General features: G+C 72.3%; 25 protein-coding genes. 15 read left to right on the top strand and 10 right to left on the bottom strand.

The annotated features are described in order from the left end of the window. Positions 1–11: 11 nt before the first annotated feature. Both ABZO31_RS26495 and ABZO31_RS26500 read right to left on the bottom strand, forming a co-directional pair. A complete protein-coding gene (locus ABZO31_RS26495; protein ID WP_406863796.1) occupies positions 12–1,607 on the bottom strand; it encodes an AMP-binding protein in 1,596 nt (531 codons plus the stop codon). A 32-nt stretch (positions 1,608–1,639) separates the two neighbouring features. Continuing rightward, entirely contained in the window at positions 1,640–2,968 is a 1,329-nt protein-coding gene (locus ABZO31_RS26500) for a D-arabinono-1,4-lactone oxidase (protein ID WP_406863797.1), read from the bottom strand. Positions 2,969–3,145: 177 nt separating this feature from the next. Between ABZO31_RS26500 and ABZO31_RS26505 the strand changes: the two genes are divergently transcribed. Next, on the top strand, positions 3,146–4,384 hold the full coding sequence (locus ABZO31_RS26505; RefSeq protein ID WP_406863798.1) for an amino acid deaminase/aldolase: 1,239 nt from the start codon (positions 3,146–3,148) through the stop codon (positions 4,382–4,384). 54 nt (positions 4,385–4,438) lie between these two features. After that, on the top strand, positions 4,439–5,071 hold the full coding sequence (locus ABZO31_RS26510) for a TetR/AcrR family transcriptional regulator (RefSeq protein ID WP_406863799.1): 633 nt from the start codon (positions 4,439–4,441) through the stop codon (positions 5,069–5,071). Here the strand turns inward: ABZO31_RS26510 and ABZO31_RS26515 are convergent. After that, complete coding sequence (locus tag ABZO31_RS26515; RefSeq protein WP_406863800.1) at positions 5,025–5,678, bottom strand: hypothetical protein; 654 nt, start codon at positions 5,676–5,678, stop codon at positions 5,025–5,027. The two genes, ABZO31_RS26510 and ABZO31_RS26515, sit on opposite strands and share 47 nt — an antisense overlap. A 142-nt stretch (positions 5,679–5,820) precedes the next feature. Between ABZO31_RS26515 and ABZO31_RS26520 the strand changes: the two genes are divergently transcribed. The 3 genes from ABZO31_RS26520 to ABZO31_RS26530 all read left to right on the top strand — a co-directional run bounded on the left by ABZO31_RS26520 (position 5,821) and on the right by ABZO31_RS26530 (position 7,425). Next, the gene (locus ABZO31_RS26520) at positions 5,821–6,249 is read left to right on the top strand and encodes a hypothetical protein (RefSeq protein WP_406863801.1); all 429 of its coding nucleotides are present in this window, start codon (positions 5,821–5,823) and stop codon (positions 6,247–6,249) included. Next, the gene (locus ABZO31_RS26525) at positions 6,246–6,452 is read left to right on the top strand and encodes a hypothetical protein (protein WP_406863802.1); all 207 of its coding nucleotides are present in this window, start codon (positions 6,246–6,248) and stop codon (positions 6,450–6,452) included. Before ABZO31_RS26520 ends, ABZO31_RS26525 begins: the two co-directional genes overlap by 4 nt. 184 nt (positions 6,453–6,636) lie before the next feature. Continuing rightward, complete coding sequence (locus tag ABZO31_RS26530) at positions 6,637–7,425, top strand: SCO2400 family protein (protein WP_406863803.1); 789 nt, start codon at positions 6,637–6,639, stop codon at positions 7,423–7,425. Between the two features lie 32 nt (positions 7,426–7,457). On the opposite strand, the gene helR is transcribed toward ABZO31_RS26530, so the two are convergent. Next, on the bottom strand, positions 7,458–9,665 hold the full coding sequence (helR, locus tag ABZO31_RS26535) for an RNA polymerase recycling motor ATPase HelR (RefSeq protein WP_406863804.1): 2,208 nt from the start codon (positions 9,663–9,665) through the stop codon (positions 7,458–7,460). A 263-nt stretch (positions 9,666–9,928) separates the two neighbouring features. On the opposite strand from helR, the gene ABZO31_RS26540 reads away from it, so the two are divergent. Both ABZO31_RS26540 and ABZO31_RS26545 read left to right on the top strand, forming a co-directional pair. Continuing rightward, complete coding sequence (locus ABZO31_RS26540; protein WP_406863805.1) at positions 9,929–10,285, top strand: STAS/SEC14 domain-containing protein; 357 nt, start codon at positions 9,929–9,931, stop codon at positions 10,283–10,285. A gap of 152 nt (positions 10,286–10,437) precedes the next feature. Then, on the top strand, positions 10,438–11,229 hold the full coding sequence (locus ABZO31_RS26545) for a DUF4239 domain-containing protein (protein WP_406863806.1): 792 nt from the start codon (positions 10,438–10,440) through the stop codon (positions 11,227–11,229). Positions 11,230–11,245: 16 nt separating this feature from the next. Here ABZO31_RS26545 and ABZO31_RS26550 read toward each other — a convergent pair whose 3' ends face one another. From ABZO31_RS26550 to ABZO31_RS26560, 3 genes are all read right to left on the bottom strand, one after another. After that, positions 11,246–11,857, bottom strand: coding sequence for a hypothetical protein (locus ABZO31_RS26550; RefSeq protein WP_406863807.1), 612 nt, complete (start codon positions 11,855–11,857; stop codon positions 11,246–11,248). Positions 11,858–11,956: 99 nt separating this feature from the next. After that, a complete protein-coding gene (locus ABZO31_RS26555; protein WP_406863808.1) occupies positions 11,957–14,038 on the bottom strand; it encodes an RICIN domain-containing protein in 2,082 nt (693 codons plus the stop codon). A 367-nt stretch (positions 14,039–14,405) separates the two neighbouring features. Next, the gene (locus ABZO31_RS26560; RefSeq protein ID WP_406863809.1) at positions 14,406–15,179 is read right to left on the bottom strand and encodes a polysaccharide deacetylase family protein; all 774 of its coding nucleotides are present in this window, start codon (positions 15,177–15,179) and stop codon (positions 14,406–14,408) included. Between the two features lie 179 nt (positions 15,180–15,358). Here ABZO31_RS26560 and ABZO31_RS26565 point away from each other — a divergent pair, with 179 nt between their 5' ends. The 4 genes from ABZO31_RS26565 to ABZO31_RS26580 all read left to right on the top strand — a co-directional run bounded on the left by ABZO31_RS26565 (position 15,359) and on the right by ABZO31_RS26580 (position 18,968). After that, positions 15,359–15,976, top strand: a complete 618-nt coding sequence (locus ABZO31_RS26565; protein WP_406863810.1) for a DUF1707 SHOCT-like domain-containing protein — start codon at positions 15,359–15,361, stop codon at positions 15,974–15,976. A gap of 155 nt (positions 15,977–16,131) precedes the next feature. Further along, a complete protein-coding gene (locus ABZO31_RS26570; protein ID WP_406863811.1) occupies positions 16,132–17,007 on the top strand; it encodes a hypothetical protein in 876 nt (291 codons plus the stop codon). A gap of 153 nt (positions 17,008–17,160) precedes the next feature. Beyond that, positions 17,161–18,174, top strand: coding sequence for an NADP-dependent oxidoreductase (locus ABZO31_RS26575; RefSeq protein ID WP_406863812.1), 1,014 nt, complete (start codon positions 17,161–17,163; stop codon positions 18,172–18,174). Positions 18,175–18,179: 5 nt separating this feature from the next. Then, positions 18,180–18,968 (top strand): SDR family oxidoreductase, encoded by a 789-nt coding sequence (locus ABZO31_RS26580; protein WP_406863813.1) that lies wholly within the window; start codon positions 18,180–18,182, stop codon positions 18,966–18,968. A 73-nt stretch (positions 18,969–19,041) separates the two neighbouring features. Here the strand turns inward: ABZO31_RS26580 and ABZO31_RS26585 are convergent, their stop codons facing one another. The 3 genes from ABZO31_RS26585 to ABZO31_RS26595 all read right to left on the bottom strand — a co-directional run bounded on the left by ABZO31_RS26585 (position 19,042) and on the right by ABZO31_RS26595 (position 22,451). Next, entirely contained in the window at positions 19,042–20,664 is a 1,623-nt protein-coding gene (locus tag ABZO31_RS26585) for a cation acetate symporter (RefSeq protein WP_406863814.1), read from the bottom strand. Beyond that, positions 20,664–20,945 (bottom strand): hypothetical protein, encoded by a 282-nt coding sequence (locus tag ABZO31_RS26590; protein WP_406863815.1) that lies wholly within the window; start codon positions 20,943–20,945, stop codon positions 20,664–20,666. Before ABZO31_RS26590 ends, ABZO31_RS26585 begins: the two co-directional genes overlap by 1 nt. Before the next feature lie 231 nt (positions 20,946–21,176). Continuing rightward, positions 21,177–22,451 carry a PucR family transcriptional regulator gene (locus ABZO31_RS26595; protein WP_406863816.1) on the bottom strand — a complete coding sequence of 425 codons (1,275 nt, stop codon included), beginning with the start codon at positions 22,449–22,451 and terminating at the stop codon, positions 21,177–21,179. A gap of 356 nt (positions 22,452–22,807) precedes the next feature. Between ABZO31_RS26595 and ABZO31_RS26600 the strand changes: the two genes are divergently transcribed. From ABZO31_RS26600 to ABZO31_RS26615, 4 genes are all read left to right on the top strand, one after another. Beyond that, positions 22,808–23,665, top strand: coding sequence for a helix-turn-helix transcriptional regulator (locus ABZO31_RS26600; RefSeq protein WP_406863817.1), 858 nt, complete (start codon positions 22,808–22,810; stop codon positions 23,663–23,665). A 203-nt stretch (positions 23,666–23,868) separates the two neighbouring features. After that, positions 23,869–24,048, top strand: coding sequence for a hypothetical protein (locus ABZO31_RS26605; protein WP_406863818.1), 180 nt, complete (start codon positions 23,869–23,871; stop codon positions 24,046–24,048). A 53-nt stretch (positions 24,049–24,101) separates the two neighbouring features. Further along, a complete protein-coding gene (locus ABZO31_RS26610) occupies positions 24,102–24,917 on the top strand; it encodes a phytanoyl-CoA dioxygenase family protein (RefSeq protein WP_406863819.1) in 816 nt (271 codons plus the stop codon). Beyond that, entirely contained in the window at positions 24,914–26,035 is a 1,122-nt protein-coding gene (locus ABZO31_RS26615) for a zinc-binding dehydrogenase (RefSeq protein WP_406863820.1), read from the top strand. Before ABZO31_RS26610 ends, ABZO31_RS26615 begins: the two co-directional genes overlap by 4 nt. Positions 26,036–26,049 lie beyond the last annotated feature (14 nt).

Here is a 26,049-nt window from a genome sequence, read left to right on the forward strand (position 1 = left end):
CGGAGCCCGTGTTACGCCTCGGCGGCGCTCAGCGGCAGGGTCCGGAGGTCCTTGCGGAGGATCTTGCCGGCCGCCGACTTCGGGACGGCGTCGGTGAACTCCACGATGCGCACCTTCTTGTGCGGCGCGACCCGCTCGGCCACGAACGCGACCACCTCGTCGGCGGTCAGCCCCGCGCCCTCCCGGCGCACCACGAACGCCCGCGGCACCTCGCCGGCGTCCTCGTCCGGGTAGCCCACGACGACCGCGTCCACGATGCCCGGGTGGGTGAGGAGCAGCGCCTCCAGCTCGGCCGGCGGCACCTGGTAGCCCTTGTACTTGATGAGCTCCTTCAGCCGGTCGACGATGTACACCTCGCCCTGCGGCCCGAGCCGCGCGATGTCGCCGGTGCGCAGGAACCCGTCCGGCAGGATCGTCTCCTCGGTGGCCCGCGCGTTGCCCAGGTACCCGGCCATCACGTTCGGCCCGCGGACCTGCAGCTCGCCCGTCCCGCTGTAGTCGCCCTCGACCGCCTCGACCTCGCCGCCGGTCTCCGGGTCGACGAGCCGGAACTCCACGTTCGGCACGGCGAAGCCGATCGAGCCGACCGACAGCGAGCCGTCCACCGGGGTCAGGTGGGAGACCGGGCTCAGCTCCGTCATGCCGAAGCCCTGCATCATCCGGCAGCCCAGCTTGGCCGCCAGCGCGTCGCCGAGCGCCTCGTCCAGCGGCGCCGCGCCGCTGACCACCGTGTCCACCGACGACAGGTCGAACTGCTCGGCCATCGGATGCTTCGTCAGGGCCACCGCGATCGGCGGCGCGACGTACAGGAACGTGCAGCGCCGCTCCTGCACCGTGCGCAGGAAGTCCCCGAGGTCGAAGCGCGGCAGCGAGGCGAGCGTGCCGCGGGCCTTGAGCGTTCCGTTGAGCAGCACGTTCATCCCGTAGATGTGGAAGAACGGCAGCACCGCGAGGACCGTGTCCTCGGCCGACATAGGCAGCACGTACTCGTTCTGGCACATGTTGGCCACCAGGTTGGCGTGCGTCAGCATCACGCCCTTGGCGCGGCCGGTCGTACCGGAGGAGTACGGCAGCACCGCCAGATGCGTCGCCGGGTCGATCGTCACCTCGGGCGCCGGACGCCCCTCCGCGAGCATCGCGCCCAGCGTGTCGTGTCCCTCGACGGGGTCGAGCGCGTACACGTCGGAGGCCGGCATCCCGACCTCGTCGGCCGCCGCGAGCGCGGCCGCCAGGAGCGGGCTCACCGTCACGTACCGCACGGCACCCGAGTCGCGCAGCTGCGTCGCGATCTCCCGGGGTGTGTAGAGGGCGTTGACGGTGGTGACGGTGCCGCCGGCACGCAGGATGCCGTGGAACGCCACGGCGAACTCGGGGCAGTTGGGCGCGTGCAGCGCCACGACCTCGCCCGGCTTCAGCCCGCGCTCGGCCAGCGCCCCCGCGAACAGCTCGACCCGCTCGGCGAGTTCCCCGTACGTCAGCGCCCGCCCGGACGGCCCGTCGACGATCGCGACCCGGTCCCGGTCGGCCGCGTCGATGGTGCCGAACAGCAGCTCGTGCACGGTGACATCGGGAATGGCGACGTCGGGGTGGGGACTGCGGAAGATCACGATGGTTCTCCTCGAGGGTGGTGACCGCGGCGCTACCGTGTCGCCTGCGGGGCCGGGCCGAGAATACGGTCCAGGTAGGGGTTGGTGAAGACGCCCGTCGGGTCGTGCGTGTCGCGCAGGGCGACGAAGTCGTCGAAGTGCGCGTACCGGGGGCGCAGCGCCGCCGCGTCCAGGTCGTGCATCTTGCCCCAGTGCGGCCGGCCGCCGTACCCGCCGAGGATGTCCTGGCAGGCCCGGAAGTACCGCTCGTACGGCATCCGGTGGTACTGGTGGAACGCGATGTAGCAGCTCGCGCGGCCCTGTGCGGTGGACAGCCAGATGTCGTCCGCGGCGGCGAACCGGACCTCCAGCGGGAACGACACCCGCTCGCCGGTGCTGTCGACCCAGCGCTTGATCTCCCGCAGCGCGTCGACGGCGTGCTCGCGCGGGATCGCGAACTCGCCCTCGTGGAAGCGGACGTCGCGCGCCGAGGCGAAGACCTTGTAGGAGTGGTCCGTCCACTCGCGTGCCGACATGGCGCGGGCGGCGAACCGGGCGATCGGCGGCACGAGTGCGGGGACGCGGGTGCCGAGCCGGTTGAGCGCCTCGAAGCCGAGCCCGCTCACCGTCTCGTCGAGCCGGCGGGCGAAGTCGCCGATCGGTGCGAGCGGCGCGTCGCCGGGCAGCCGCCGGAAGCGGCGGGTGAGCGTGGTCGTGCTGTGCGGGAACCAGAAGAACTCGAAGTGGTCCTCGGCGTCCGCGAGTTCCTGTGCCCGCGCGAGGGTCTCCTCGACCGGCGCCGCCGTGTCGCGGGCGTGCAGCGCGAACAGCGGCACGCACTGGAGCGTCACCCGGGTGATCACGCCGAGGGCCCCGAGGCCGATCCGGGCCGCCGCGAACAGCTCCCGCCGCTCGGTGGCGGAACAGGTCACCACCGAGCCGTCGGCGAGGACCAGCTCCAGGGCCCGCACCTGCGTGGCGATGCCGCCGAACGCCGTACCGCTGCCGTGCGTGCCCGTGGAGATCGCGCCGGAGATCGTCTGCCGGTCGATGTCGCCGAGGATCTCCATGGCGAGGCCGTGCGCGGCGAGCAGCGGGTTGAGCTTCCACAGCGGCATGCCCGCGCCGACGGTGACCAGGCCGGACTCCGCGTCGACCGAGACCGCTTCGTCGAGCAGGTCGAGCCGCAGCTGCACGTCCGGCGCGACGGCGGCGCCCGTGAAGGAGTGCCCGGCGCCGACGGCCTTGACCCGCAGTCCGTCCCCCACCGCGTCCTTCACGGCCGCGGCCACGTCGGCGGTGCTCGCCGGACGCAGGACGAGCCGGGGGCGTGCCTCCTCGTTGCCCGCCCAGTTGCGCCAGATGCTGCTCGTGCCCGTCATGCCAGGTGTCCTCTCGGCCGGTCGGCGGTTGGGAGCAGCCTGAACTTGGTCAAGTGTCCCGGTCAAGAGTCCGGAACTCTTGACTTGGACGCTTGACCAAGCGACGGTGGCGAGGCGCAGCGAACGATCACGGACGTCACGGACAGCACGCGTCATCACGCAGAGAGGCGGTACGCCATGGGAAGCGCCGTTCCGGAGAACGCCACCCGGCGCCCGGTCGCCCCGGCCGGGTTCGCGCAGCTGCAGGCGGCCACCGCCGGCCTCCAGCCGCCGTTCGCCGTGGTCGACCTGGGGGCGCTGCGGGCCAACGCCGCCCAGATGGTCCGCCGCGCCGGGGGCAAGCCGATCCGGCTTGCCAGCAAGTCCCTGCGCTGCCGTCCGCTGATCGACGACGTGCTGAGCATGCCGGGCTTCGCGGGCGTCCTGGCCTTCACGCTGCCGGAGGCGTTGTGGCTGGCGGGCGGCTCGGACGGCCCCGAGGACGTCCTCGTCGGCTACCCGACCGCCGACGTGCCCGCCCTGCGCCGTCTGGCCTCGGACGAGCGGGCCGCCGCGCGCGTCACCCTCATGATCGACTCCGTCGAGCACCTCGACCTGATCACCGACGCCGTCGGCCCCTCCGGCCCGCCCGTTCGCATCTGCCTCGACCTCGACGCCTCCCTGCGGCTCCTCGGCGGCCGGGTCCACCTCGGCATGCGCCGCTCGCCGCTGCACGCGCCCGAGCAGGCCGAGCGGCTGGCCCGGGCCGTCGTGGCCCGGCCGCGGCTCCGGCTCGTCGGCGTCATGTCGTACGAGGGCCAGATCGCCGGCCTCGGCGACAACCGGCCCGGCGGGGGACTGCGGCAGACCGCCGTACGGCTCGTGCAGCGGATCTCGGCGCAGGAGCTGCGGGCCCGCCGCGCCGCCGCGATCCGGGCGGTGCGCGCCGTCGCACCGCTGGAGTTCGTGAACGGCGGCGGGACCGGCAGCCTGGAGTCCACCTCGTCGGAGCCGGCCGTCACGGAGCTGGGGGCGGGCTCGGGGGTCTACGCCCCGGTGCTGTTCGACCACTACCGCGGCTTCCGCCCGCTGCCCGCCGCGTACTTCGCGCTCTCCGTCGTACGCCGCCCCGCGCCGCGCCACGTCACGGTGCTGGGCGGCGGCTGGATCGCCTCGGGCGTACCCGGCGGGGACCGGCTCCCCGTCCCCGTGTACCCCGAGGGCCTGCGCCTGCTGCCCTCGGAGGGCGCGGGCGAGGTCCAGACCCCGCTGACCGGCGCGGCCACGGACGGTCTCCGGCTGGGCGACCGGGTGTGGTTCCGGCACGCGAAGGCGGGCGAACTGTGCGAGCGGGTGGACCGGCTGCACCTGGTCGAGGGCGACCGGATCGTGGACGAGGTCCCGACGTACCGCGGAGAACGGCACGCGTTCCTGTAAGGCTGCCTGGGATACGTTGACGGCCACAGCCCCCTGCCCCGAGGAGCCGTAGAGATGCCCCGCCTGTCAGCCGACGACCGACGCGAGCAGCTGGTCGAGGCGGCGATCCGGGTCATGATCCGCGACGGCGTGGCCAGGACGACCACGCGCGCGGTCGTCGCGGAGGCGGAGGTGCCGCTGGGTGCCTTCCACTACTGCTTCCGCTCGAAGGAGGAGCTGCTGCAGTCCGTCACCGAACGGATCATGGAACGCACCCTCACCCCGCCGCGCGAGGTCCCGGAGGGCACCACGCCGTACGAGGCGATCCGCGCCAACCTGCACGTCTACTGGGACCGGGTGCGCAGCCGCCCGGACGAGCACCAGGTCACGTACGAACTCACCCAGTACGCCCTCCGCCAGCCGGGCCTCGCGGAGGCGGCCCGCCGCCAGTACGGCCACTACCTCGCGACCAGCACGGACTACCTGGACTCCATGGCGCGCGTCCTCGGCATCCGCTGGACGATCACCCTCCCGGTCCTCGCCCGCTACGGCATGAGCGCCCTGGACGGCCTGACCCTGACCTGGCTCGTCGACCGCGACGACGAGGCGGCCACAGCGGCCCTGGACGAGTTCGCCCGCTACCTGGCGTCGGTGGCGACGCCTATGGACTCCGCCGAAGGTACGGGTCGTCGAGCCGCGGGTCGGTGACGCGCTCGCGTACATCGGTGAGCAGCCAGTCGAGCAGCTCGGTGGTGGCGTGGTACTCGTCGTAGAAGCCCATGCTCAGGTCGGTGATCTCGAACTCGATCAGCACGTCGCGGACGAGGTCCGCCAGCTGTGCGTCGGCCGCCGGGGTACCGGTTTCGGTCCACGTGTCCAGCCACGGGCGGAGGCGGTCGGTGGCGACGGTGACGACGCTCAGTACGTCCCTGACCGGGATCGGACCGGGATGGACGTGCAGCGTGCGCCGCCACCACGCGGACCAGACGTCGCGCAGAGCCTGGGCCAGGGGCGGGTCCCAGGTGGTCCAGCCCGCCTGCACCAGGCGGCTGGCGACGAGCTCCGGCTCGACGTGCAGCCGGCCGGTGACGAGCGGGCGGATGATGCGCGGGACGAACCGGCGGTACAGACGCGGGAAGTCGTCCCAATGATCGGGTCCTTCTCCCGCGACCGAGGCCACCAGGTCATCCGTGACGAGATGCAGGGGGCCGGAGAGCTCGGCCAGGCCCCGCTCGCCGTAGCAGTACGTACAGCCCGTGACGGGGAACGGCTCTTCCGAGGCGAAGGCGTGATCCAGGGTGTCGAGAGCGGTCATGAGCTTCTGCTCGAAGCGCGACATGAAGACCTGCCGGGGGACTCCGTCCGGGCGACCGGCGAAGATCGCAGGGTATCAGGGGGGCGGTGACGCGTCCCGCTATCCGGTCGCGAAGTGCACGGGGGCGCGGGACACTTCCGGGGTGATCGTGATGCATCCGGTGCTGGAGGATCCGAGCCGCGCCGCCTTCCCGCTGTGGCCCGTCGTCGCCGACCGGGCGTACGGCTTCCTGCCGCTCGGTGGGGGGATGTCCGAGGCCGAGATCGGTACGGCGGTGATGCTCGTCGCCGCGTGCAACGACCTCGATCCCGGTGTCGACGGGGACGAGCGGCCGCCGCGGCCCGCCGACCCCGTGGGGTCCTTCCTGCACGGTCTGCTCACGTTCGACACTCCGTTCGCGTCCGGCGGTCTGCGGGTCACCGACACGTCCACGGGCATCGCCCTCGTCCCGGGTGCTGCAGCGGACTGGAGGACTGGCGGGAGTGGTACGACGTGTTCGGTGACGGAAGCCCCTGGCTCGGCCACGATCCCGATCCCACCGCTCAACGGCTCGGTGAGACGGTGCGGTTGACCCTCGACGTCGAGCAGGCCGACAGCCCCGTCGTCGAGGTCCCGGCCGTCGAACTCCGCCGACTCCTGGCCGGCGCCGAGCGTGATCTCACCGCGTTCCTCGACAGCGCCGTGGCGTGGGCCTCCCGGCACGTTCCCGGCCACGCCGGGCCCGTGGGCGAGGCCCTCGCCCGCGTACTGGCGCTCACGCCTACCAGTAAGTAACGTGCGGGTAGGGAGAGTTGGCGTCCCGGCGGCTGACGAGAATCCGCTCAGGAGCGTCACAGGGGCTGCACAGACTCTTCCGATCATCTGGCTAGCGTTGCTGACCGTTCGGTTCCACTCGCGAACGTGATCAGGTCGTGGCCGGTGCGTCGGCCGACGGCGGAGTCGACTCAGGAAGACGCAGATGGACTACTGCTCCGCGTGTCGTCGGCACCTCAACGGTGCCCTCGTCTGCCCCGGCTGCGGCGCCTACGCGCCCGACATCGCGCCGAACATCGTGCTGCCGTCGGCCGCGAGCGCCGATCCGACGTGGGACACCGCGTTCGCGAGCGCATCGCCCGCGCCACCGCCCCCGACGCCCGCGTCCGGTGATGTCGAGGAGGCGGCCGACGCCGCTGCCCCGGACGGGCGGGCCGCGCGACGCCGGCAGCGGGCGCGGTGGCAGAAGAGCCGGCGCCGTGCCGTCGTGGCCACGGCCTTCGCCCTCGTCGGCGGCGGCCTGACCGTCGCCGCGCTGGAGCGCGAGGGCTCCGGCCGCGCCCTCGCCGCGTCCGCCCCGCAGGAACTCCCCACCACCTCGCCGGACCAGCGGACGCCGTCGCACGAACCCACGCCCGACACCCCGTCCGCCGGGCAGCCGTCCACGCCTCCGTCCGTCGCCGCCGACTCCGCGCGGGACCGCGACACCCCGCCCCCGGCGACGGCCCCCGGGCACACCGAGCGGGACGCCCACCGCGCCGCGACGCCCGCCGCGCCCAAGGCCCCCTCCGTCGCCCCGTCCGCCGACCGGCCGGCCACCCTCCTGCCCTCCGCTCCGCCGCCCGCCGTCGCCGACGAGCCGGAGCAGGCCACCCAGCCCGCCGCGACCGCCCCGACCACACCGCCCACGACCGGGACGACGGAGCCGAATCAGCCCACCCGGCCGGACCGCTCCGACCAGCAGCTCTGCCTCCTCGTCATCTGCGTCGGCTGACGCGTACGGCAGGACGGGGCGACCGAAGGCCCTCAGGTACTCCTGAGGATCACCAGCCGCTGCGTCGCCCGCGTCATCGCCACGTACCGGTCCACCGCGCCCGCGACCCCCGTGCCGAACCGCTCCGGATCCACCAGCACCACCAGGTCGAACTCCAGGCCCTTCGACAGCCCCGGGGTCAGCGACCGCACCCGCTCCGACCGCGGCCGGTACCCGGGGTCGCCGATCACGCAGGCGACGCCCTCCGCGTGCTCGGCGAGCCACTCGTCGAGCACCGACTCCAGATCCGCGACCGACCCGTGGACCACCGGAACGCCACTGCTCCGCACCGACGTCGGGACGTTCGCGTCCGGCAGCGCCGCACGGATCGCCGGCTCCGCCTCCGCCATGACCTCTTCCGGCGTGCGGTAGTTGATGCTCAGCGACGCCACCTCGATCCGGTCGAGACCGACCCGCTCGAGCCGCTCCCGCCACGACTCCGCGAACCCGTGCCGCGTCTGCGCCCGGTCCCCGACGATCGTGAAGCTCCGCGACGGGCACCGCTGCAGCAGCATCTGCCACTCCGCGTCCGTCAGTTCCTGCGCCTCGTCCACCACGATGTGCGCGAACGGCCCGACGAGCGGCTCCCGGTCCGCACCCGGCAGCGCCGCCCCGTCGACCAGCGTCTCCTGCAGGTCCTGGCCGAGCAGCATCGTCACCGCGCCCTCGCCGTCGGCGTCCGACGCGACGATGTCGTCGATGACCCGCGCCATGCGGGCGCGCTCCGCCGACACCGCGGCCTCGCGCCGCCGCTGCCGCAGTGACGCCTCCGGATCGCCCAGCCGCCGCCGCGCCGCGTCGAGCAGCGGCAGGTCGGAGACCGTCCAGGCCCGGGGCGCGTCGGCGCGCTGCAGCCGCCGCACCTGGTCCGGGCCGAGCCACGGCGCGCACAGCCGCAGATACGCGGGTACGGACCACAGGTCACCGACCAGGTCGGCCGGATCGAGCAGCGGCCAGGCCCGGTCCAGCGCCCCGGTCAGCTCCTCGTCGAGCAGCACCTCCCGCCGGAAGGCGTCCTCCGGCACCTCGTCGTCGCCCAGCCGGTCCAGCAGGATCGCGACGAGTTCCTCCCGGATGCGGTCGCGCGCCTCGTTGTGCGGCGTCCCCTCCACGGACTCGAAGGCCTCCGCCCAGTCGTCGGCGGTCACCCGGAGATCGGCCCAGGACGTCGAGACGGTCAGCGTCTCCGTCGGCGGCTCCTCGTAGAACCGGACGGCCAGCTCGACCGAACGCACCATCTCCGCGGACGACTTGAGCCGCGCCGTCTCCGGATCCCGCTCCGTCCCGGCGGTCGCGCCCTCGGCGACGAGGTCCCGCACGGTGCAGGTCAGCACGCCCTCCTCGCCGAGACTCGGCAGCACGTCGGAGACGTACGCGAGGTACGGCTGGTGCGGGCCGACGAACAGCACCCCGCCGCGCCGGTGGCCGAGGCGCGGGTCGGAGTACAGCAGGTGCGCCGTACGGTGCAGCGCGACGACCGTCTTGCCGGTGCCCGGACCGCCGTCCACGACCAGCGCGCCGCGCGAACCGGCGCGGATGATCGCGTCCTGGTCGGCCTGGATGGTCGCGAGGACGTCCCGCATCCGCTCCGAGCGCTCGCCGCCGAGGCTCGCGATGAACGCGGACTGGTCGTCGAGAGCGGCATGACCTTCGAGCGCGTCGGCGGTGAAGACCTCGTCCCAGTAGTCGCCGATCCGGCCGCCGCTCCAGCGGTAGCGGCGCCGGCTCGCCAGGCCCATCGGGTCGGCGTGGGTCGCGGCGAAGAACGGTTCGGCCGCGGGGGAGCGCCAGTCGAGCAGCAGCCGGCGCCCGGTGCGGTCGGTCAGCCCGAGCCGTCCGATGTACGCGGGCTCGGCGCCGTCCGCGCCGACGATCCGCCCGAGGCACAGGTCGAGGCCGAACCGCCGCAGGGTGCGCAGCCGCGCGGTCAGCCGATGGATCTCGCTGTCCCGCTCCAGGGCCTCCCGCCCGACGCCGCCCGGCGCCCTGCGCAGCTCGGCGAGCCGGTCGGTCAGTTCGGCGACCGACTCCTCGACGCACTCCGCGACGGCCGCGAAGTGCTTCTCGTCGTCGCCGATGAGCGCGGGATCCGCCTTGGCGGAGAGCTGCGCGGGCAGCAGGAAGGCGGATGCGGACGCGGACTCGGATGCGGGCGTGGACTCGGACGCGGGCGTGGACTCGCACGATGCGACAACAGACATGGATGAACGCAAGACGTAAATCTCCCAATCCCCGGCTTCCGGCTCAGGCGAGCGATTGTGCGCCACCACGGGGGCCTTGCCGCAAGCCCCCCGGTGCGCTATACCTTGAGAGTGGCAAGGAGTGCATGAGCACCTTGCCCTTTCTCATTTCCGCGCCTTTCGCCCCTCCGCCTCACTCGTTCGGTGGGCCCCGGCCTGCGGGGCGGGGCGATTGTGGGAAGCCTCGAAGACGTACGAGTCGCCGCGCGCGCCGAGGAGACCCCGTGATCACGAAGCTGGACGGCATGCCCGAGGGCGTCGTCGGATTCCAGGCGACCGGCGAGATCGCCGCCGTGGACTATCGCAGGACGGTCATCCCGGCCCTCACCGAGGCCGCCCGCGCCGGCGACGTGCGCTTCCTGCTCGTCGTACCGTCCTTCGACGGCATGAGCGGCGGGGCGCTGTGGGAGGACCTCAAGGTCGGGGTCGAGCATCTGCGTGCCTGGAAGCGCATCGCGCTGGTGACGGACATCGAGTGGATGACGCACGCCACCGCCTTCTTCGGCTGGATGAGCCCGGGCGAGGTCAAGGTCTTCCCGCTGGCGCAGTGCGCCGAGGCGACGGAGTGGGTCGCGGGCTGAGTGAGCCGACAGCGGGTACGGACCGGGTGAGCGGCGCGGAACCGGTGTGTTGACGACCGGGTGTTCCCCACCCCACACAACCCGGTGATCATGAAGCCGTACGGGCACGGACGGCGCGATCGGGCCCTGTGCCGTCCCTAGACTCCCCGCACATGTCCCTCTGGCTGCTCAACAATGTCAGCACCTTCACCCTGGCCCTGATCACCGTCGGCGGAACGGTCGCCCTGGCCCTGGCCGGCAGCGTGCTGGCCCGTCGCCGCTACCCGTCGCTGGCCGGCGGCGAGCACAACGAGATGGTGGGCGTCGCGCTGGGCATGTTCGGCGCGATCTACGGGATCATCCTGGCGTTCGTCATCGTCACCCTCTGGACGCAGCTGGAGAACACCCAGACCGTGGTGGCCGCCGAGGCCACCGACGTCGCCCTGATCGCCCGCGACGCCGCTGCCTTCCCGCCCCCGGTGCGCGCCCGCCTGGACGACGCGCTCAGCGGCTACGTCCACGCGGTCGTCGAACAGCAGTGGCCGCGGATGCGCGCGGGCGCCCCGGCCTACGGGGCCACCGAGGAACGGCTCCTGGCCGCGTACGACGTCCTGCAGGCGTACGAGCCGAAGACCGTCCGCGAGCAGGTCTTCTACGAGGAGGCCGTCGCCCGGCTCAACGACGTCACCGCCCAGCGCCGCGCCCGCCTCACGATGGCCGAACAGCAACTCCCGGCCCTGCTCCAGATCCTGGCGTTCGGCGGCGCACTGGTCCTCATCCCGCTCACCTTCCTGTACGGCATGCGCCGCCTGCGCATCCAGCTCCTCTTCGTGGCCTCGGTCGCCGCGCTGATCGGCTTCAGCCTCCTCCTCGTCGTCGTCCTCGACCGCCCCTTCTCCGGCGAACTGAGCGTCACCCCGGCCCCGTACCGGGAGGGTGCGCTGGCCCGTTACTGGAGCGGCTGACGGGCGGCCGCGGTCCTCAGCGGCCCGCGCCGGCACGCCGGCCGCGTGCGCGCAGGACGGTGACGGTCCCGGCGACGGCCGCGAGCACGCAGCCGCCCGCGATCAGCCACGGCCAGGACCGCGGTTCGGGTGCGGCGGTGGGCTTCGTGCCGGAGGCGGTTGGCGACGCGGCCGTCGCCGGCGATGCGGCGGTCGACCGGGGCGTGGGGGCCGTGGTCGGGAGCGGGGCCGTGGTCGGTGACGCGGGGGTGCCGGGGGAGACCGTGATCTCCTCCTCGTCGCGGCCGAGTGCCGGGTATCCGGCCTCCACGACGATCGTCCACCGGCCGGGCGGCAGCGCCTCGGAGGTGGTCCAGCCGGAGGCCGACGACGGTTCGCGGACCAGTTTCCACGGGCCCGCGGTCCGGCCGTCGGCGCTGCGGGCGTTGACCGAGGCGGCGACGCGTCCCTCGACGGGGTCGTCGTCGTTCTCCCAGACGACGTTCGCGCGCACCTTGCCGAAGTCGTGCCCGGTGATCTCCACCTTCAGGGTGTCGCCGTGGGCGTGGGCGGTTCCGTCGGCGAGGGCCAGGGAAAGGGCCGCCCCCGCCAGGGCGGTGGCGACGGCGGCGGAAAGCGTTCGGCGCATGAGGATGTACTCCAACGCAGGAGGGCTACGGGTGGCTCGGGTGGTGGGGCATGGGGACGGCCGGCGGGACGGAGCCCGCCGGCCGTCGGGATCGGCGGCTCAGGACGCCTTCTGGACCGTCCAGGTCTGGGCCGGAGCGCCCGTCGCGTTCTGCAGCTCGATCAGCCAGGACCCGTAGTACGGGCGGTTGCTGACGCCGAGGACGTAACGGCTGGTGCCGGAGGCGATGGTCATGCCGCGGCCGTTGCCGGCCGCCGTGATCCGCCACTGCTGGGAGGCGACGTCCCGGCAGGGCTGCTGCGCCACCCACATGCCGGCGCTCGGGGCGCCGCCCACCTGGAGGCACTTGCCGGAGACGGCGGAACGGATACGGCTGAGACCGTTGCCGGCCGCGTCGACGTACCACTGCTGCTGGGCGTAGCCGTTGCGCTGCGAGCCGACCAGCACGGTGTTGTCCGCGCTGCGTCCGCCCCAGATCTCCGCGGCCGCGCCGGTGGCCCCGTTGACGAACAGCTGGCGGGTGCCGGGCGGGGGAGTCGTGCCCCCGCCCCCGCCGCCCACGGTGCGGAACGAGGTCGCCCTGCTCCGGGCGCCGTCCCGCCCGGAGGCGTCACGGGCGGAGACGGCCACGGTGTAACTCGTGGCGGCCTTCAGGTTGTAGAGACGGACGCTGTTCGTCTGAACCCAGCCGACGGCCCGCCCGTCGAGGAAGACCTGGTACCAGGCCGCGCCGGCGACCGGCTTCCAGGTGGCGACGGCGGAGTCGGCGGCGATCTGCCCGACGGTGACCGTGGGCGTGGTGTCGGTCCCGCCGGTGGGCGACGGCGTCGGCGTGGGCGTCGGCTTCGGGGACGGCCCCGGGTCCGGATTCGTGCCGCCGCCGCCACGCGTCAGGAACTGGTTGTCGGCGATGTTCCAGTGCGTGGCCAGGTAGCTGCCCGGCTTGGGGTTGGTGTGGAAGTAGTCGTCGTGGTTGCAGTCCAGCCGGTTCTCGTAGTTCTGGTCCTGGCAGACGGTGCGCATCCGCGGGTAGTACGGGCTGTCCGAGTAGCACATCACGTCCCACTCGTCCGTGCAGTGGGCGCCGCGGCTGGTGTTGGGCGCGCTGTTGTTCACCGCGCCCAGGTTGTGCCCGAGTTCGTGCGCCGCGGTGTGGCCGCCCCAGCAGCCGGAGTCCGTACGGCCGTACGAGGGGCCGAAGTTGCTGAGGTTGTTCTGCCCGGGGCGCTCGTCCCCGGCGAAGGTGCCGATGCCGCAGTACACCTGGGTGTCGGCGAAGATCATGTACTTGCGGTCGCGGCGGTCGAGGCCCTTGGCCGCGAGCGCCCTGTTGGTGGCGCTGAACTCCGCGAGGGCGGAGTCGGGGAGCTCGATGTTGAGCACGGTGGGCGTGCAGTCGGCGGCCGTGACGTAGCGGATGTGCCGGACGCCGCCGGTGTCCTTGGCGCTCTCGGAGTAGATGAGGTCGGCGTCGGCCGCCCACTTGCGGAACGACGCGACGTACTGCGCGTACCGGTCGCGACCCGGTCCGTGGACGTACACGACCTGCACGCGGTTCCCGGTGCTGCCGTCGCCGTCGCACTGCACGGTCTGCCCGGCGGGTCCTGCCGCCGGGGCCTGGGCGGCCGATCCGGACGGGTTCTCGGCCGGGGCCTTCTGTGCGGCGCCGCCGGACGCGGCGGCGTCGAGCGCGCCCGCCGCGGAGGTCGGGAGGCCGCCGGTGGCGGAACCGCCGCGCCCGCTGCCGGACTTGGTGGGGTCGTCCGCGGGTGCGGTCGCCGGGACCGCCGGCGGGATGTCCTTCTTGATGTCGACGCCCTTGGGCGGGGCGTCGGGGCCGTGCGTGCAGGCGCCGGCGGCCGTGCGGTACACCCCCGCGCACCGGTCGCCCTCGGGCGCGGCGGCCAACCCCTTGTAGACGAGGCCCCGCTCGGGCTCGCTCTTCGGTACCTGCTTCAGCGGCTCGGGCTGCTTCTCGCGCTCCGGCTCCTTCGCCGGCTCCGCGGCCGCGGCGGGCTCCCCCTGGGCCAGCGGCTGCGGACGGTTCTCCCCCGGTCCGGATCCCCACGTCTCGTACGCGACGGATCCCATCACCGCCATCGCGGCGACGGCCGCCGTGGCGAGTATGAGCCGGCGGGGTCTGCGGCGCTGGGGCTTCCTGAGTCTTCGTCTTCCGGACATGTCTGCACCTCTTCCTTGGTCAGGGAACGGTGCGCGCAGCCTGCCAGATCGCTTTTGCGAAGCATTCAGGCAAATGGGATACGGCCCCGTGCGGGCCGTCCGGTCACGAAGTCTCTCGATTTGATGACACGTCAATTCGCTTATAGATAAAGGGAGTTACGCGCGTCACCGGTGACTGGTCCAGCCCAATCCGGAAACGTCGTGACCAGATCGTGACCTATAAGCGGGTTTCAATTAGCACACCCTCAACTTTTGCTGACACGGCGCGAATTGGTGTGATCACGAAGGGTGCGCGAGGGAGAGTTCGAGAGAAGGCGGGGCGGGGTCTGTGTACGGCTGCAAACGGCTGGTGGGCGGAGCCGAGGGTTCAGCGGACGGGGTAGCCGCAGGTGTAGCCCTGTTCCTTGAGCCGGGGGAGGATCCGGCGCAGGGCCTGGACGGTCTGGGCGCGGTCGCCGCCGGCGTCGTGGAAGAGGAGCGTGGGCCCGTTGGGGAGTTCGCGCTCGACGGTGGCGACGATGGCGTCGGCGCCGGGGCGTTCGAAGTCCTTGGTGTCGACGTTCCAGCCGAGGGGGCGCATGCCGCGGGAGGCGGCCAGCTTGCGGCTGTAGGGGGTGAAGGCCCCGCCGGGTGCCCGGTAGTAGACGGGGCGGACGCCTCCGGACGCCTTGGTGATCATGCGCTCGGCGTCGAGGATCTGCTGCTTCTGGTAGGCCTCGGAGGCCTTGTCCATGGTGGTGTCGTGCGAGACGGAGTGGTTGCACAGCCGGTGTCCGGCGGCGACGACCTTCTTGACGAGGTCGGGGTGGGCCTGCGCCTGCGTCCCCACCATGCAGAACGTGGCCTTCACCCCGTACTCCTCCAGCACGTCGAGCACTTGCGGGGTCCACACGGGGTCGGGGCCGTCGTCGATGGTGATGTTGACGCCCCGCGCGCCGGCCTCCGAGGCGTGCGCGATGACCGCCGAGACCGGCTTGACGACCTGGCTCGGCGTGGCCGGCCTGCTCGCCTGCGGCGGTGCGTCGTTCGCGGGACCGGCCTGCGCGGCCCACACCGAGGCACCGGTGGCGAGGAGCGTCACCCCCAGTGCCGCCCCGACCAGCTTGCCGTACCAGTTCCGCCCCGCACCGTGCCGCGCCATTGTCCGCCCCCAGTCCGTCCCGCAGTTCGCCTCACCGGCTCCCGGTCGCCTTGCGACCACTCGTCAGGACGACGCCCGACGGCCGGCGGCTGCGCCCGTTACGGATCACGGACAGATCCGGGAGAGTTCAGGGACAACTCGACGTCGCCAGGGTCGGCTCGCTGCCTATCCTGGCGACCATGACCGCCCAGCCTTCGAAGCCCTCTCGCTGCCCCCTTCCCTCGGACTTGCTCCGCGCCTCCGACGACGAACGGGATGCGGTGGTGGAGCAGTTGCGTGATGCGGCGGCCGAGGGACGCATCGACTTCGACGAGCTGGATGCGCGCGTGGGGCGGGCGCTGAAGGCCAGGACACACGCCGAGTTGGCAGTCCTGACCGCCGACCTGCCGAGACCGGCTTCCCCCGAACCCCAGCCGCCTCTGGTCCTCAAGGGCGGCATGTACGGCGCCTCTCGGGGCCCCGCACGATGGGAGGTGCCCGGGCGCGTGATCGCGCACGGAGGAGTAGGGGGTGTGAAGCTCGACTTCACCCGCGTCGAGTGCCGCCTCACGGAGGTCGTGGTGGAGGCGTACGGGGAGACGTCCGGCGTCACGATCGTCATCCCCGACGGCTGGGCCGCCGACACCCGCGGCATGGATCCCGGCCGCGGCGGCCTGAGGAACGAGACCACTCCCGACCGCCTCCCGGGCACCCCTCTGATCCGCCTCACCGGCTCCGGCGGCATGGGTGGAGTGATCATCCGCCACCCCGACCGCCGAGAACGCCGCAGGCTGCAGGGCAACCCGACGCAGGGCTAGAAGCCCCATCTCCCTGAACAGGCCCCGGTCCTGCGGAGTCGATCTATCCTGCCATGCGCGAGTCGCGCGAACAGGGGGCGGGAATGAAGCGGTCGGCAGGGAGACGCACGGACCGGTACGGGCGGAGCGTGTGGACCGGGGTCACCGGTTGGGGCATGGTGCTCAGCGCCGCCGGAGCGGTCGGGTGCGTGCTGTGGGGCGTCGGGCCGTACCCGCCGCTGTACGCCGAGACGGCGATGGCCGCACTGTCCCTGCTCTTCGCAGCCGCCTGGATCGTCTCTTCGCGCCGGGCCCCTCGGCGGAAGTCCTACTGGCCGCGGCGCGGCCCCGCGAGTACCAGGCCCTTCCGCGACACCGCGGGCGACGGTGGCGAGTACGGCGGCCGCGTGCTGGTGTGGTTCGTCGCCCTGCTGGTGCCGCTGGCCACCCTGGCCTCCCTCGCCGTCGCGTTCATGGTCACGCCGGAGTACGGACGGGAGACGGCTCGGCTGGACGCGGCCGGATGGGGGGAGCATCCGGCGACCGTGGTCCGGCTCGCCGGGGATCCGGTCCGCAGGCAGGACGACTCGGACGGGCCGGTCTACCACCAGACCGACGTCGTCCTGCGCATCCCCTACGACGACGGGCCCCGCGAGGTGACCAAGCGCGCGATGACCACCCGGAGCGCTCCGAAGGCGGGCGCGACGATCCGGCTGTACTACGCGCCGGGCGACCCTCGCCCGGATTCGCCGGTGCTGACCGACGGCCGTCGCCAGCGGCCGGGCCTGGCCGGCCTCAACTTCTATCTCCTCCTCGGACTCGTCCTGACCGTTCCGCCGGCGGCGATCCTGAAGGGGGCCCTCGACTGGGACATGACGCCCCGCGTACGGAGGTTCAGACCCGTCGTCCACCTTCCGGCCCTCGGGATCCTCGTCCTCGGACTGCTCCTGCTGCTGCCGACCGCCCTCGCGTGGCAACCGGCCGGTCCGGCCGCCTTCCTTTCCTGTTTCACCCCTGGGGCGGCCCTGGCCTGGGTCTGGCGTACCGCCTGACCCTCGCGAAGTGGCCCGATCGCGCTGTCGTGCACCGCGGCTCTTGCCTCCCGGCTGGGCGAGCGCTTAGCCTCGCGAGGGGTCGTACCGACCAGTAGGTATGCCACTGTGTCCGCGGACGACCGACCGCCGACCAGCCGAGGAGCCGCGGAAATGAGCCGAGTCAACCGTCAAGTGCGCCTTGCCGCGCGTCCCGTGGGACAGCCCCGTCCCGGCGACTGGGAGCACACCGAGGAGCCGGTGGGCGAGCCCGGCGAGGGTGAGTTCCTGGTCCGGGTGAAGTACCTGTCGATCGACCCGGCGATGCGCGGCTGGATGAACGACGCCAAGTCGTACATCGCGCCGGTCGGCATCGGCGAGGTCATGCGCGCGGGCGCGGTCGGCGAGGTCATCGCCTCCCGGCACCCCCGCTTCGCGGTCGGCGACCATGTCTCCGGCGCCTTCGGCGTCCAGGAGTACTCCCTGTCCGACGGGAGGGGCGTCACCCCGGCCGACCCGGACCTCGCGCCCCTGCCGGTGCACCTCGGCACGCTCGGCATGTCCGGCATGACGGCGTACTTCGGGCTGCTCGACATCGGCCGTCCCGAGGCCGGGCAGACCGTGGTGGTGTCCGGTGCGGCGGGAGCGGTCGGCAGCGTGGTCGGCCAGATCGCCAGGATCAAGGGCTGCCGGGTCATCGGTATCGCCGGTGGCGAGCGCAAGTGCCGTGCCCTGGTCGACGACCTCGGCTTCGACGCGGCGATCGACTACCGCTCGGAGGATGTGCGCAAAGCCCTGCGCGAGCACGCCCCCGACGGCGTGGACGTCTACTTCGACAACGTCGGCGGCGACATCCTGGACGCGGTGCTGACCCGTCTCGCCCGCGGGGCCCGGATCGTCCTCTGCGGCGCGATCTCCCAGTACAACAACACCGAACCGGTCAAGGGTCCGAGCAACTACCTGTCGCTGCTGGTGAACCGGGCCACCATGACCGGCATGGTCGTCTTCGACTACGCCGACCGCTACGCCGAGGGCGTCAGGCAGCTGGCCCAGTGGCGCGCCGAGGGCAGCCTGACGTCCGTGGAGGACGTGGTGGACGGAGGGGTGCGCGCGTTCCCGGACACCCTCCTCAAGCTCTTCCGCGGCGAGAACCACGGCAAGCTCGTGCTCGCCGTCGCAGGAGAGTGAGCCCGATGGCAGCCATGGAGCTCAAGGGTGCGGGGGTCGTCGTCACCGGAGCCGGCTCGGGCATCGGAGCGGCGCTCGCCCGGCGCTTCGCCGCCGAGGGTGCCCGGCTCGTGATCAACGACCTGGACGCCGATGCCGCCGGCCGGGTGGCCGACGAGGTCGGCGGGCTCGCCGTACCGGGCGACGCGGGGGCCGAGGAGAGCGTGGCCGCCCTGATATCCGCGGCGCGTGACCATCTCGGCGAGATCGACCTGTACTGCGCGAACGCCGGGATCGAACCCGGCGGCTCGGAGCACGCCCCGGAGGAGGTGTGGGAACGCGTCTGGCAGGTCAACGTCATGGGCCATGTCCGGGCCTCCCGCCATCTGATCGGACCGTGGCTGGAGCGCGGCCGCGGCCGGCTGATCGCCACCGTCTCGGCGGCCGGTCTGCTCACCCACCTCGAATCGGCGCCCTACTCCGTGTCCAAGCACGGTGCGCTGGCCTTCGCCGAGTGGCTGTCGGCCAATTACGGCGAGAAGGGCGTCACGGTCCAGGTCGTGTGCCCCCTGGGTGTGCGTACCGAGATGTACGAGCAGTCGGACGCCGCTGCGAAGGAGGTGCTCGGCGGCTCGGTGCTCGACCCGGAGGACGTGGCCGACGAGGTGATGAAGGGGCTCGAGGACGGTCGCTTCCTGATCCTTCCCCATGCGGAGGTGCGCGACCACTACGCCTTCCGCGCGGCGGACACCGACCGGTGGCTGCGCGGGATGCGGCGCCTGCGCCGGCGTATCGACGACGTCGCCGCGGGCTGAACACCGCGGGCTGAACGCGGCACGCGGCCGGTGGGGCGAGTGAGGACGCTCCACCGGCCGCCGCGTCCGTGCGTCAGGCGCCGGCGGGCTGCCGCTCAGGCAACGCGGCCGCCCGCCGCTGCCCCGTGACGCTCCCCAGCCAGCCGAGCAGGAACGCGACGGGCAGCGACACCAGGACGACCGTCTGCAGCGGGAACCAGGCGATGTCCCACTCGGGGAACAGCGCCGCCGGGCTCCCGGAGAACACGGGGCTGACGACCTGGAGCCCGAGCGCGCAGCCGAGACCTCCGTACAGCGTCCACAGCAGCCCCCTGCGCGTGAAGCCGCGCCAGAACAGGGAGTACACCAGCGCCGGGAGCAGGCAGGAGCTCGCCACCGCCAGGGAGATCGTGGACAGGAAGCCCATGTTCCAGCCCTGCACCCACACCGCGAGGCAGATGCTCAGCACTCCGACGAAGGCGGAGGTGAGGCGGGCCGCGGCCACCTCCCGGCCCTCGGTCGTGCGCCCGGGGCGGACGACGTTGGTGACGAGGTCGTGGGCGACCGAGGCCGCGGCCGCCAGCGTCACGCTCGCGACGATCGCCAGCGTGGTGAGGAACACCGCGCAGGAGACCAGGACGACCAGCCACGCCTCGCCCGCCTGCGCCGACGAGCCGCCCGCCAGTTCGCCGGTGAGCATCAGCAGGCTGCTGGTGCCCGCGGGGTCGGCGGCGAGGACCTTCTCGGCGCCGATCAGCGCCGCGGCCCCGAGACCCAGCACGGTGGTGAGCAGACAGATGGCGCCGACGAGGGCGATGGTGTGGCGGACCGTACGGCGTGCCGCGTGGGCGTCGGGCGCGGTGTTGAGCTGGGTGGCGACATGGGGCATGCACGCGACGCCCAGGACCACGGTGATCATCAGACCGAGGAAGTCGAGGGTCCCCTCGACCGGGCCGCCGGCGGCGTACCGCAGGCCCGGACGCATGTAGCCGTCGGGCCGGCCACTGCCCTGCCCGGCGGCCTCGATGAGGGAGTCGGGGCTCCAGTGGAAGCGGTGGAGCAGCACCGCCGCCACGGCCACGGCCATGGCGAGCAGGATCACCGTCTTGACCACCTGGATCGCGATCATCGCGCGCATCCCGCCGAAGGCCGTGGCGCAGACGACGAGAGCGCCGATCATGACGATGGCGGTCTGCTCGGCGCCGGGACCGGACAGGCCGAGCAGCATGGCGGTGGTCCTGCCCGCGCCGGAGAGCTGAACGATCAGATACGGCACGCACGCGCTCAGCGTGACGGCGGCGACGGCGATTCTGACCGAGGGCCCCGGGGCCCGCAGGGCGAACGTGTCGCCGAGGGTGTAGCCGCCGCGCTCCCGCAGCGGGCCGGACAGCAGGAGCAGGACGCCGAGCGACAGCACGGTGCACAGGGCGATGAGCAGGCCGTCGAAGCCGAAGAGCGCGACGGCTCCCGACGTGCCGAGCACCGTCGCGGCCGAGAGGTAGACGCCGGTGAGGACGAGGGCGCCCTGGGCGGGCCGCAGCCTGCGGCCCGCCGTGTAGAAGTCGTCGACCCGGTCCCGCTCGGGGCCGCCCAGCACGCAGAAGAACAGAACCGGGACGATGAAGGTGAGGAAGCCGACGAGCACCCAGGAGCGGGTGTCCACGTCCAGGTCGAGCGTGCCGGGTTCCCCTGCGGCGAGGAGGATCTGAGAGAGCATCAGTCGTCCTCCGTCGGCGCGTACGCGGCCTCCTCGTGGGCGGCGCGGTCGTACCGCGCGGCCGTCCACAGCAGGAGCGAGCCCTGCGCGAGAAGGGCGACGACGCCGAGGCTGACCTGACCGACGACAGGGGTGGCCATCAGGTCCTTCGCGGCACAGGCGAGCAGGAGATGGACCACGAAGGTCACGCCGTTGACGAGGGCGAAGGACCTGCCCGGCCGGAGGGGCCGGGGTCTTTCTCGGAACCGAGGGGTGTGCGGCCGGGTGTGCGGATGGGCCATGGAGCTCTCCTGGCGGACAGGGACGCGGGCGGGTCGCCCTGCCCGGGCGATGCGCGCGCGAGGGCATTGCCCCTGACGGCATTGCCCCTGATGAGGGCTCACCAGAGCACGTACCGACGGGGTCGGTCCATGCGCCCGGGGCACCTCGTTGTGTGCTCCCAACGCCGTGGGTGACCGGCTGTGCAGATGCCCATGCGCCCGGCCGCGGGAAGGGCGTACCGCCGTCCGGCCTCAGCCCTCCGGGGCGGAATCCCAGCCGTCCCCGCAGCCGAGGACGGCCTCCGGCCCGAGCAGCCGGAGTGTGTCGAAGGCGAGCGTGAGCCGTACGAGATCGCGGGGGCGGGACAGTTCGAGACCCGTGATCTGCTCGAAGCGGCGCAGCCGGTTCAGCACCGTGTTGCGGTGGCACAGCATGTGCCGGGCCGCCTGGGCCGCGGAGCCGCCCTTCTCGATCCACACTCCGAGCGTGTCGATCAGTATGTCGCGGTCGGCGGGCTCCAGGTCGTACAGCGGCCGGAGCACCCGCAGGGCGAGCTCGGCGGACAGATCCGGGCGTGAGACCAGCAGACCGTCGGGCAGACGCGTGTCGAGCCGGGCGACCTCCCCGTCCGCCCGGCAGGTACGGAGGGCGAGTCCGGCCATGTCCCGCGCCCGCGGGAGGTTCTCCAGGCCGTGGACGACGGGGCTGATGCCGATGCGCAGGCCGGGTCCGGCGTCGAGGGCGGAGACGAGCGCGTCGACCGGGCGGTCGCCGAGGTGGGCGACGAGCACCTGGCGCTGTGCGCCGACGTGACGCAGCACGCGTATGCCGCGGACCTCCGGACCGGCGTCGGGTACCCGCCCGAAGGGCGGCGTGGCCCGCAGCTCCGCCACGACGAAGCGTCCGTCGGGCGGCAGATCGAGGATCGACGCGGCGTCCCGGAGGAACGCGGGGTCGCCACGGCTCTCCAGGACGGAGGCGAGGATCAGGCGCACCCGCTCGTCGTGCCGGCTGGCCACGCCCTTGGCGACCTGGCGGTAGGCGTCGGCGAACAGGACGGCGTCGCGGTCGTTCATCTTCCACACCACCTCCGCCACGTGCACGAGGTGACGGGGATCGCCGAGCCCGTCCCGCTCCACGACACCGACGATCCCGCTCCAGACCCCCGAGCCGGCGACCCGGAAGGCGTGCATCACCTCGTCGAGGGGGCGGCCCTCCTCGGCACGGCGTCTGCCGAGCTCACGGGTGTAGCGCTCGATGTCCACGATGCGGCCCGGGTCGAGGGCGGCCTCCAGTGCCAGGCGGATGCCGGTGTCCACGGACTGATCGAGGTCGGGCGGCGAGAGCACCGGATCGGCGTAGTACGGCACTTCGGCGCGGATCCGGTGGCCCACGGAGTCGGTGAACGAGGCACCCCGCCGAAGAAGGAGGCGGCAGGCGTGGTCGAACAACTGGAGCGGCGACGGATCGGCCACGGCCCGGGGCCGCGGGCCGACGGCGGTGCCACGGTCGGAACTGGTGTGCATGGGCCCTCCCGACGGACACCCCTTCAAGGAAGCCACATGCTAAGCAGTCGGTCACTCCTTGGGGGAGGCCTCGGCCGATTCGTGATGAACCGCGCACAGCGGGACGACGTCGGGGTGCCGAGCGCGTGATCTCGTATGGCAAGACGACCACTTGAGGACACAGAATGATCAACTTATAGTCATGCGGGGCCGGGTGACGTGGCAGTAGATCCAGGCCAGGAGGGCATCACGCCACTGACGTCGTGAGCCGGGTAACTCGGCGAAGGGCGGAAATGTACCAGCGTGGCCATGCCGAGTCACGTCGGGACGCGGGCCTTCGGTCGGCCGTCGTGCCAGGGGTGCCACTCCCGGGGAGCGTGACCACCTCGCCCGAAACGGCCCTCGTGGATCTGCTGGAATCCCAGAAGCGATCCCTCGACCGCTACTCCAGTGAAGTCCAGCAGACGCGAGTCCTGTTCCAGGCGATAGCCGAACAGCTGTCGGCGGCGCGTACGGGAGATCTGAACTGGGCACATGCGACCGTTCTCAGCGGTGGAGAAGAGATATCCCGCGCCCTCGAAGAGGCCGTGGGTCTTGCCCGCAGCGAAGTGATCGGAATGCATCCCGGAGTACCCATTTCTCCGGAACGGCTCGCGGAAGGCCGCATTCGAAACAGGAAATTGCTGGAGCGGGGCATCGCCATGCGCTCCTTGCATCTGTCGGCGATGCTGCGCACCACATTCGGTCCGGGGCATCTCCGGGACCTTGAGGGCATCGGGGCGACCGTTCGCATCGCGCCGGTCCTGCCGATCCGGCTCGTCATCACCGACCGGCGCGTGGCGTTGGTTTCCACGGCTTCCATGGAGCAGGAAAGAACCGCCGTGCGCCTGGAATACGGTGCCGTTCTTGAAATCCTGGTCGGATTCTTCGACCACCTCTGGGTGCATGAAGCCGTCCCGCTCGCCGCGGCGATGGAGGGCACCCTGGAGAGGGAGAGCGAACCGGAGGACACGGACGGCGACCCGGAGCGACCGTCCGGACGGGAGCTGGCGCTCCTGCGGCTCATGGCGAAGGGGCTCAAGGACGAAGCAATCGCCCGGGACCTGGGTGTATCGCCGCGGACCCTGCGCAGACTGATCGCCGACCTGATGCGACGCCTCGACTGCGACAGCCGGTTCCAGGCCGGCGTGGAGGCCATGGCCCGCGGCTGGCTCGACACCGCCCACCGCGGCTAGCGCACCGCTCCTTTTCCCTTTCGAGAACACCCCGACGGCCGTGTGGCCGTCGGGGTGTTCTTCGTGTTTCCCGGCGATCCGGCCGGCCTGACCGCCTGCGGCCATGGCCTTACGAGGTCAGTGCGAACATCTGGACCCCGGACCGGCGGTCGGCCAGTGTTTTCACCGCTGGAGACATGTTCGACGGAAAAAGGGGCGCAGTCGTGGATCAGCGCAAGAAGAAGATGCGGAATGTGACGAGGAGAGCCGCCCTCGGGCTGACGTTCGCCGTTCTCTCCGGAGCCGCCCTGGTGATTTCCGGGCCCTCCTCCCAGGGCGAGGTGCGGGCTGCCGAGCCTGCGGTCGTTCTGCTCGACACCTCGTGGCCCGCGCCCACCCCGTGACGCCCGCGGAACGTGAACGCGGAGATCAGGAACCGAACGTGAGCGGGAGAGAAATGCTTCTCAGTGAAGAGCAGGTCGGGACGTACCGGGAACAGGGCTTTCTTGTACTGGATTCGCTGTTCGCCCCGGACGAGGTGGAAGCCCTGTGCGACGCCTTCCGCCGGGACGGAGAGATCCCGGGGGAACACCGCATCGTCGAGGAGGACGGCCGGGCCGTCCGGGCGGTGTACGCCTCGCACCAGCGGCAGTCGGAGTTCGCGGCCCTGGTGCGACACCCCCGGGTCCTGGGGCCGGTACGCCAACTGCTCGACGCGGAGGTCTACGTATACCAGTTCAAGATCAACGCGAAGCCCGCGATGGGTGGCGGTGGCTGGGCCTGGCACCAGGACTTCGCCGCGTGGCGCGTCGCCGACAACCTGCGGGCTCCGCGGCTCGTGAACGTGGGGGTGTTCCTCGACGACGTCACGGAGTTCAACGGACCCGTCATCTTCGTACCCGGCTCGCACCGGGACGGTCTGGTGAGCAGCGCCCGTCGCCACGACACCGCCCGGTCCGAACAGCACCTGGACCCCGACGACATCGCACTGAGGCCCTCCGACATGGTGTCGCTCGCGGCACAGCACGGCATGACCAGCCCCAAGGGCAAGGCCGGCTCGGTGGTCTTCTTCGACCCTGAGATCGTCCACGGCTCCGCGCCCAACATGTCGCCCTACGACCGTCGCCTCCTGATCCTCACGTACAACGACGTGACCAACGAGCCGCGGCCCCTGGGCGAGCCCAGGCCGGACTACGTCGTCTGCCGTGACACCACACCCCTGCAGGTCCTCGACGGGACGCCGGTGCTCGCGACGGCCGGGGAGGCGGTGTGAGCGGGCAGGAGCGCAGCCGCGCGGTGGTGCTCGAGTCCTTCGGCGGCCCGCTCGCCCTACGGGAGTTCGAGCTTCCCGGCCCTCCGGAGGGCGGCATGGTCGTCACCGGCGGGTACGGCGGCGTCTGCGGCACCGACCTGCACCTGCGGCAGGGGCACCTGCCGGTGCCGGTGCCGCTGGTCCTCGGCCACGAAGGTCTGGGCACGGTGCACAGCCTCGCCCCCGGCACGCACCGCGACGCGTCCGGTGCTGTCCTCGCGCCGGGCGACGAGGTGATGTGGGCGTCCTCGATCGCCTGCGGGACCTGCTCGCCGTGCCGGCTGCATCGCGAGCCGACGCTGTGCGAGCAGCGTCGTACGTACGGAGTGAACCGGCCCGCCACCGGCGCGCATCCGCTCGCCGGCTCCTGGGCCGACCACATCGTGCTGCATCCCGGCACCACCGTGGTGAAGGTCCCCGAGGGCGTCGATCCGCGGGCCGCGATGGCCCTGGCCTGCGCGGGGCCGACCATGGTCCACGCCTACTTCGAGCGCAGGCCGGTACGGGTCGGCGAGACCGTCGTGGTGCAGGGGTCCGGCCCCGTAGGCCTTGCCGCGGCCGCCCTCGCGCAGCTCGCCGGGGCCGCCCAGGTCATCCTCGTCGGGGGCCCCGCGCAGCGACTCGAACTCGCCGCGCGGGCGGGCATCGGCGACCACCACGTCAACCTGGTCGAGGCCGCGGACACCGACGCCGCGCTGGCGGAGGTCGTATGGCTCACGGGAGGTGCGGGCGCGGACCTCGTCGTCGAGTGCACCGGCGTGCCGGCGGCCATCGGGCAGGGGCTCGGACTCGCCCGGCGGGGTGGCTCCTATCTGGTCGTCGGTCAGTACACCGACAGCGGCGACACCTCGATCAATCCGCATCAGATCGTGTACCGGCAGCTCGACGTCGTCGGTTCCTGGGCGTTCACCGGGGCCCATCTCGTGGAGTACGTACGGCTGCTGCCCGCCCTGGCGCGCCGGTTCGAGCTGGCGGACCTCGTGACGGCGTACCCGCTGGCGGACCACGAGAAGGCTTTGGCGGCCGTCGCGGACGGCTCGGTGATGAAGGCGGTACTGGCCGGTTCCGGCCGGTCCTGAAGGGGAGGCATGCG

Origin of the sequence: Streptomyces solicamelliae (assembly GCF_045348655.1) — a bacterium.
GTDB classification, from domain to species: Bacteria; Actinomycetota; Actinomycetes; order Streptomycetales; family Streptomycetaceae; genus Streptomyces; species Streptomyces solicamelliae.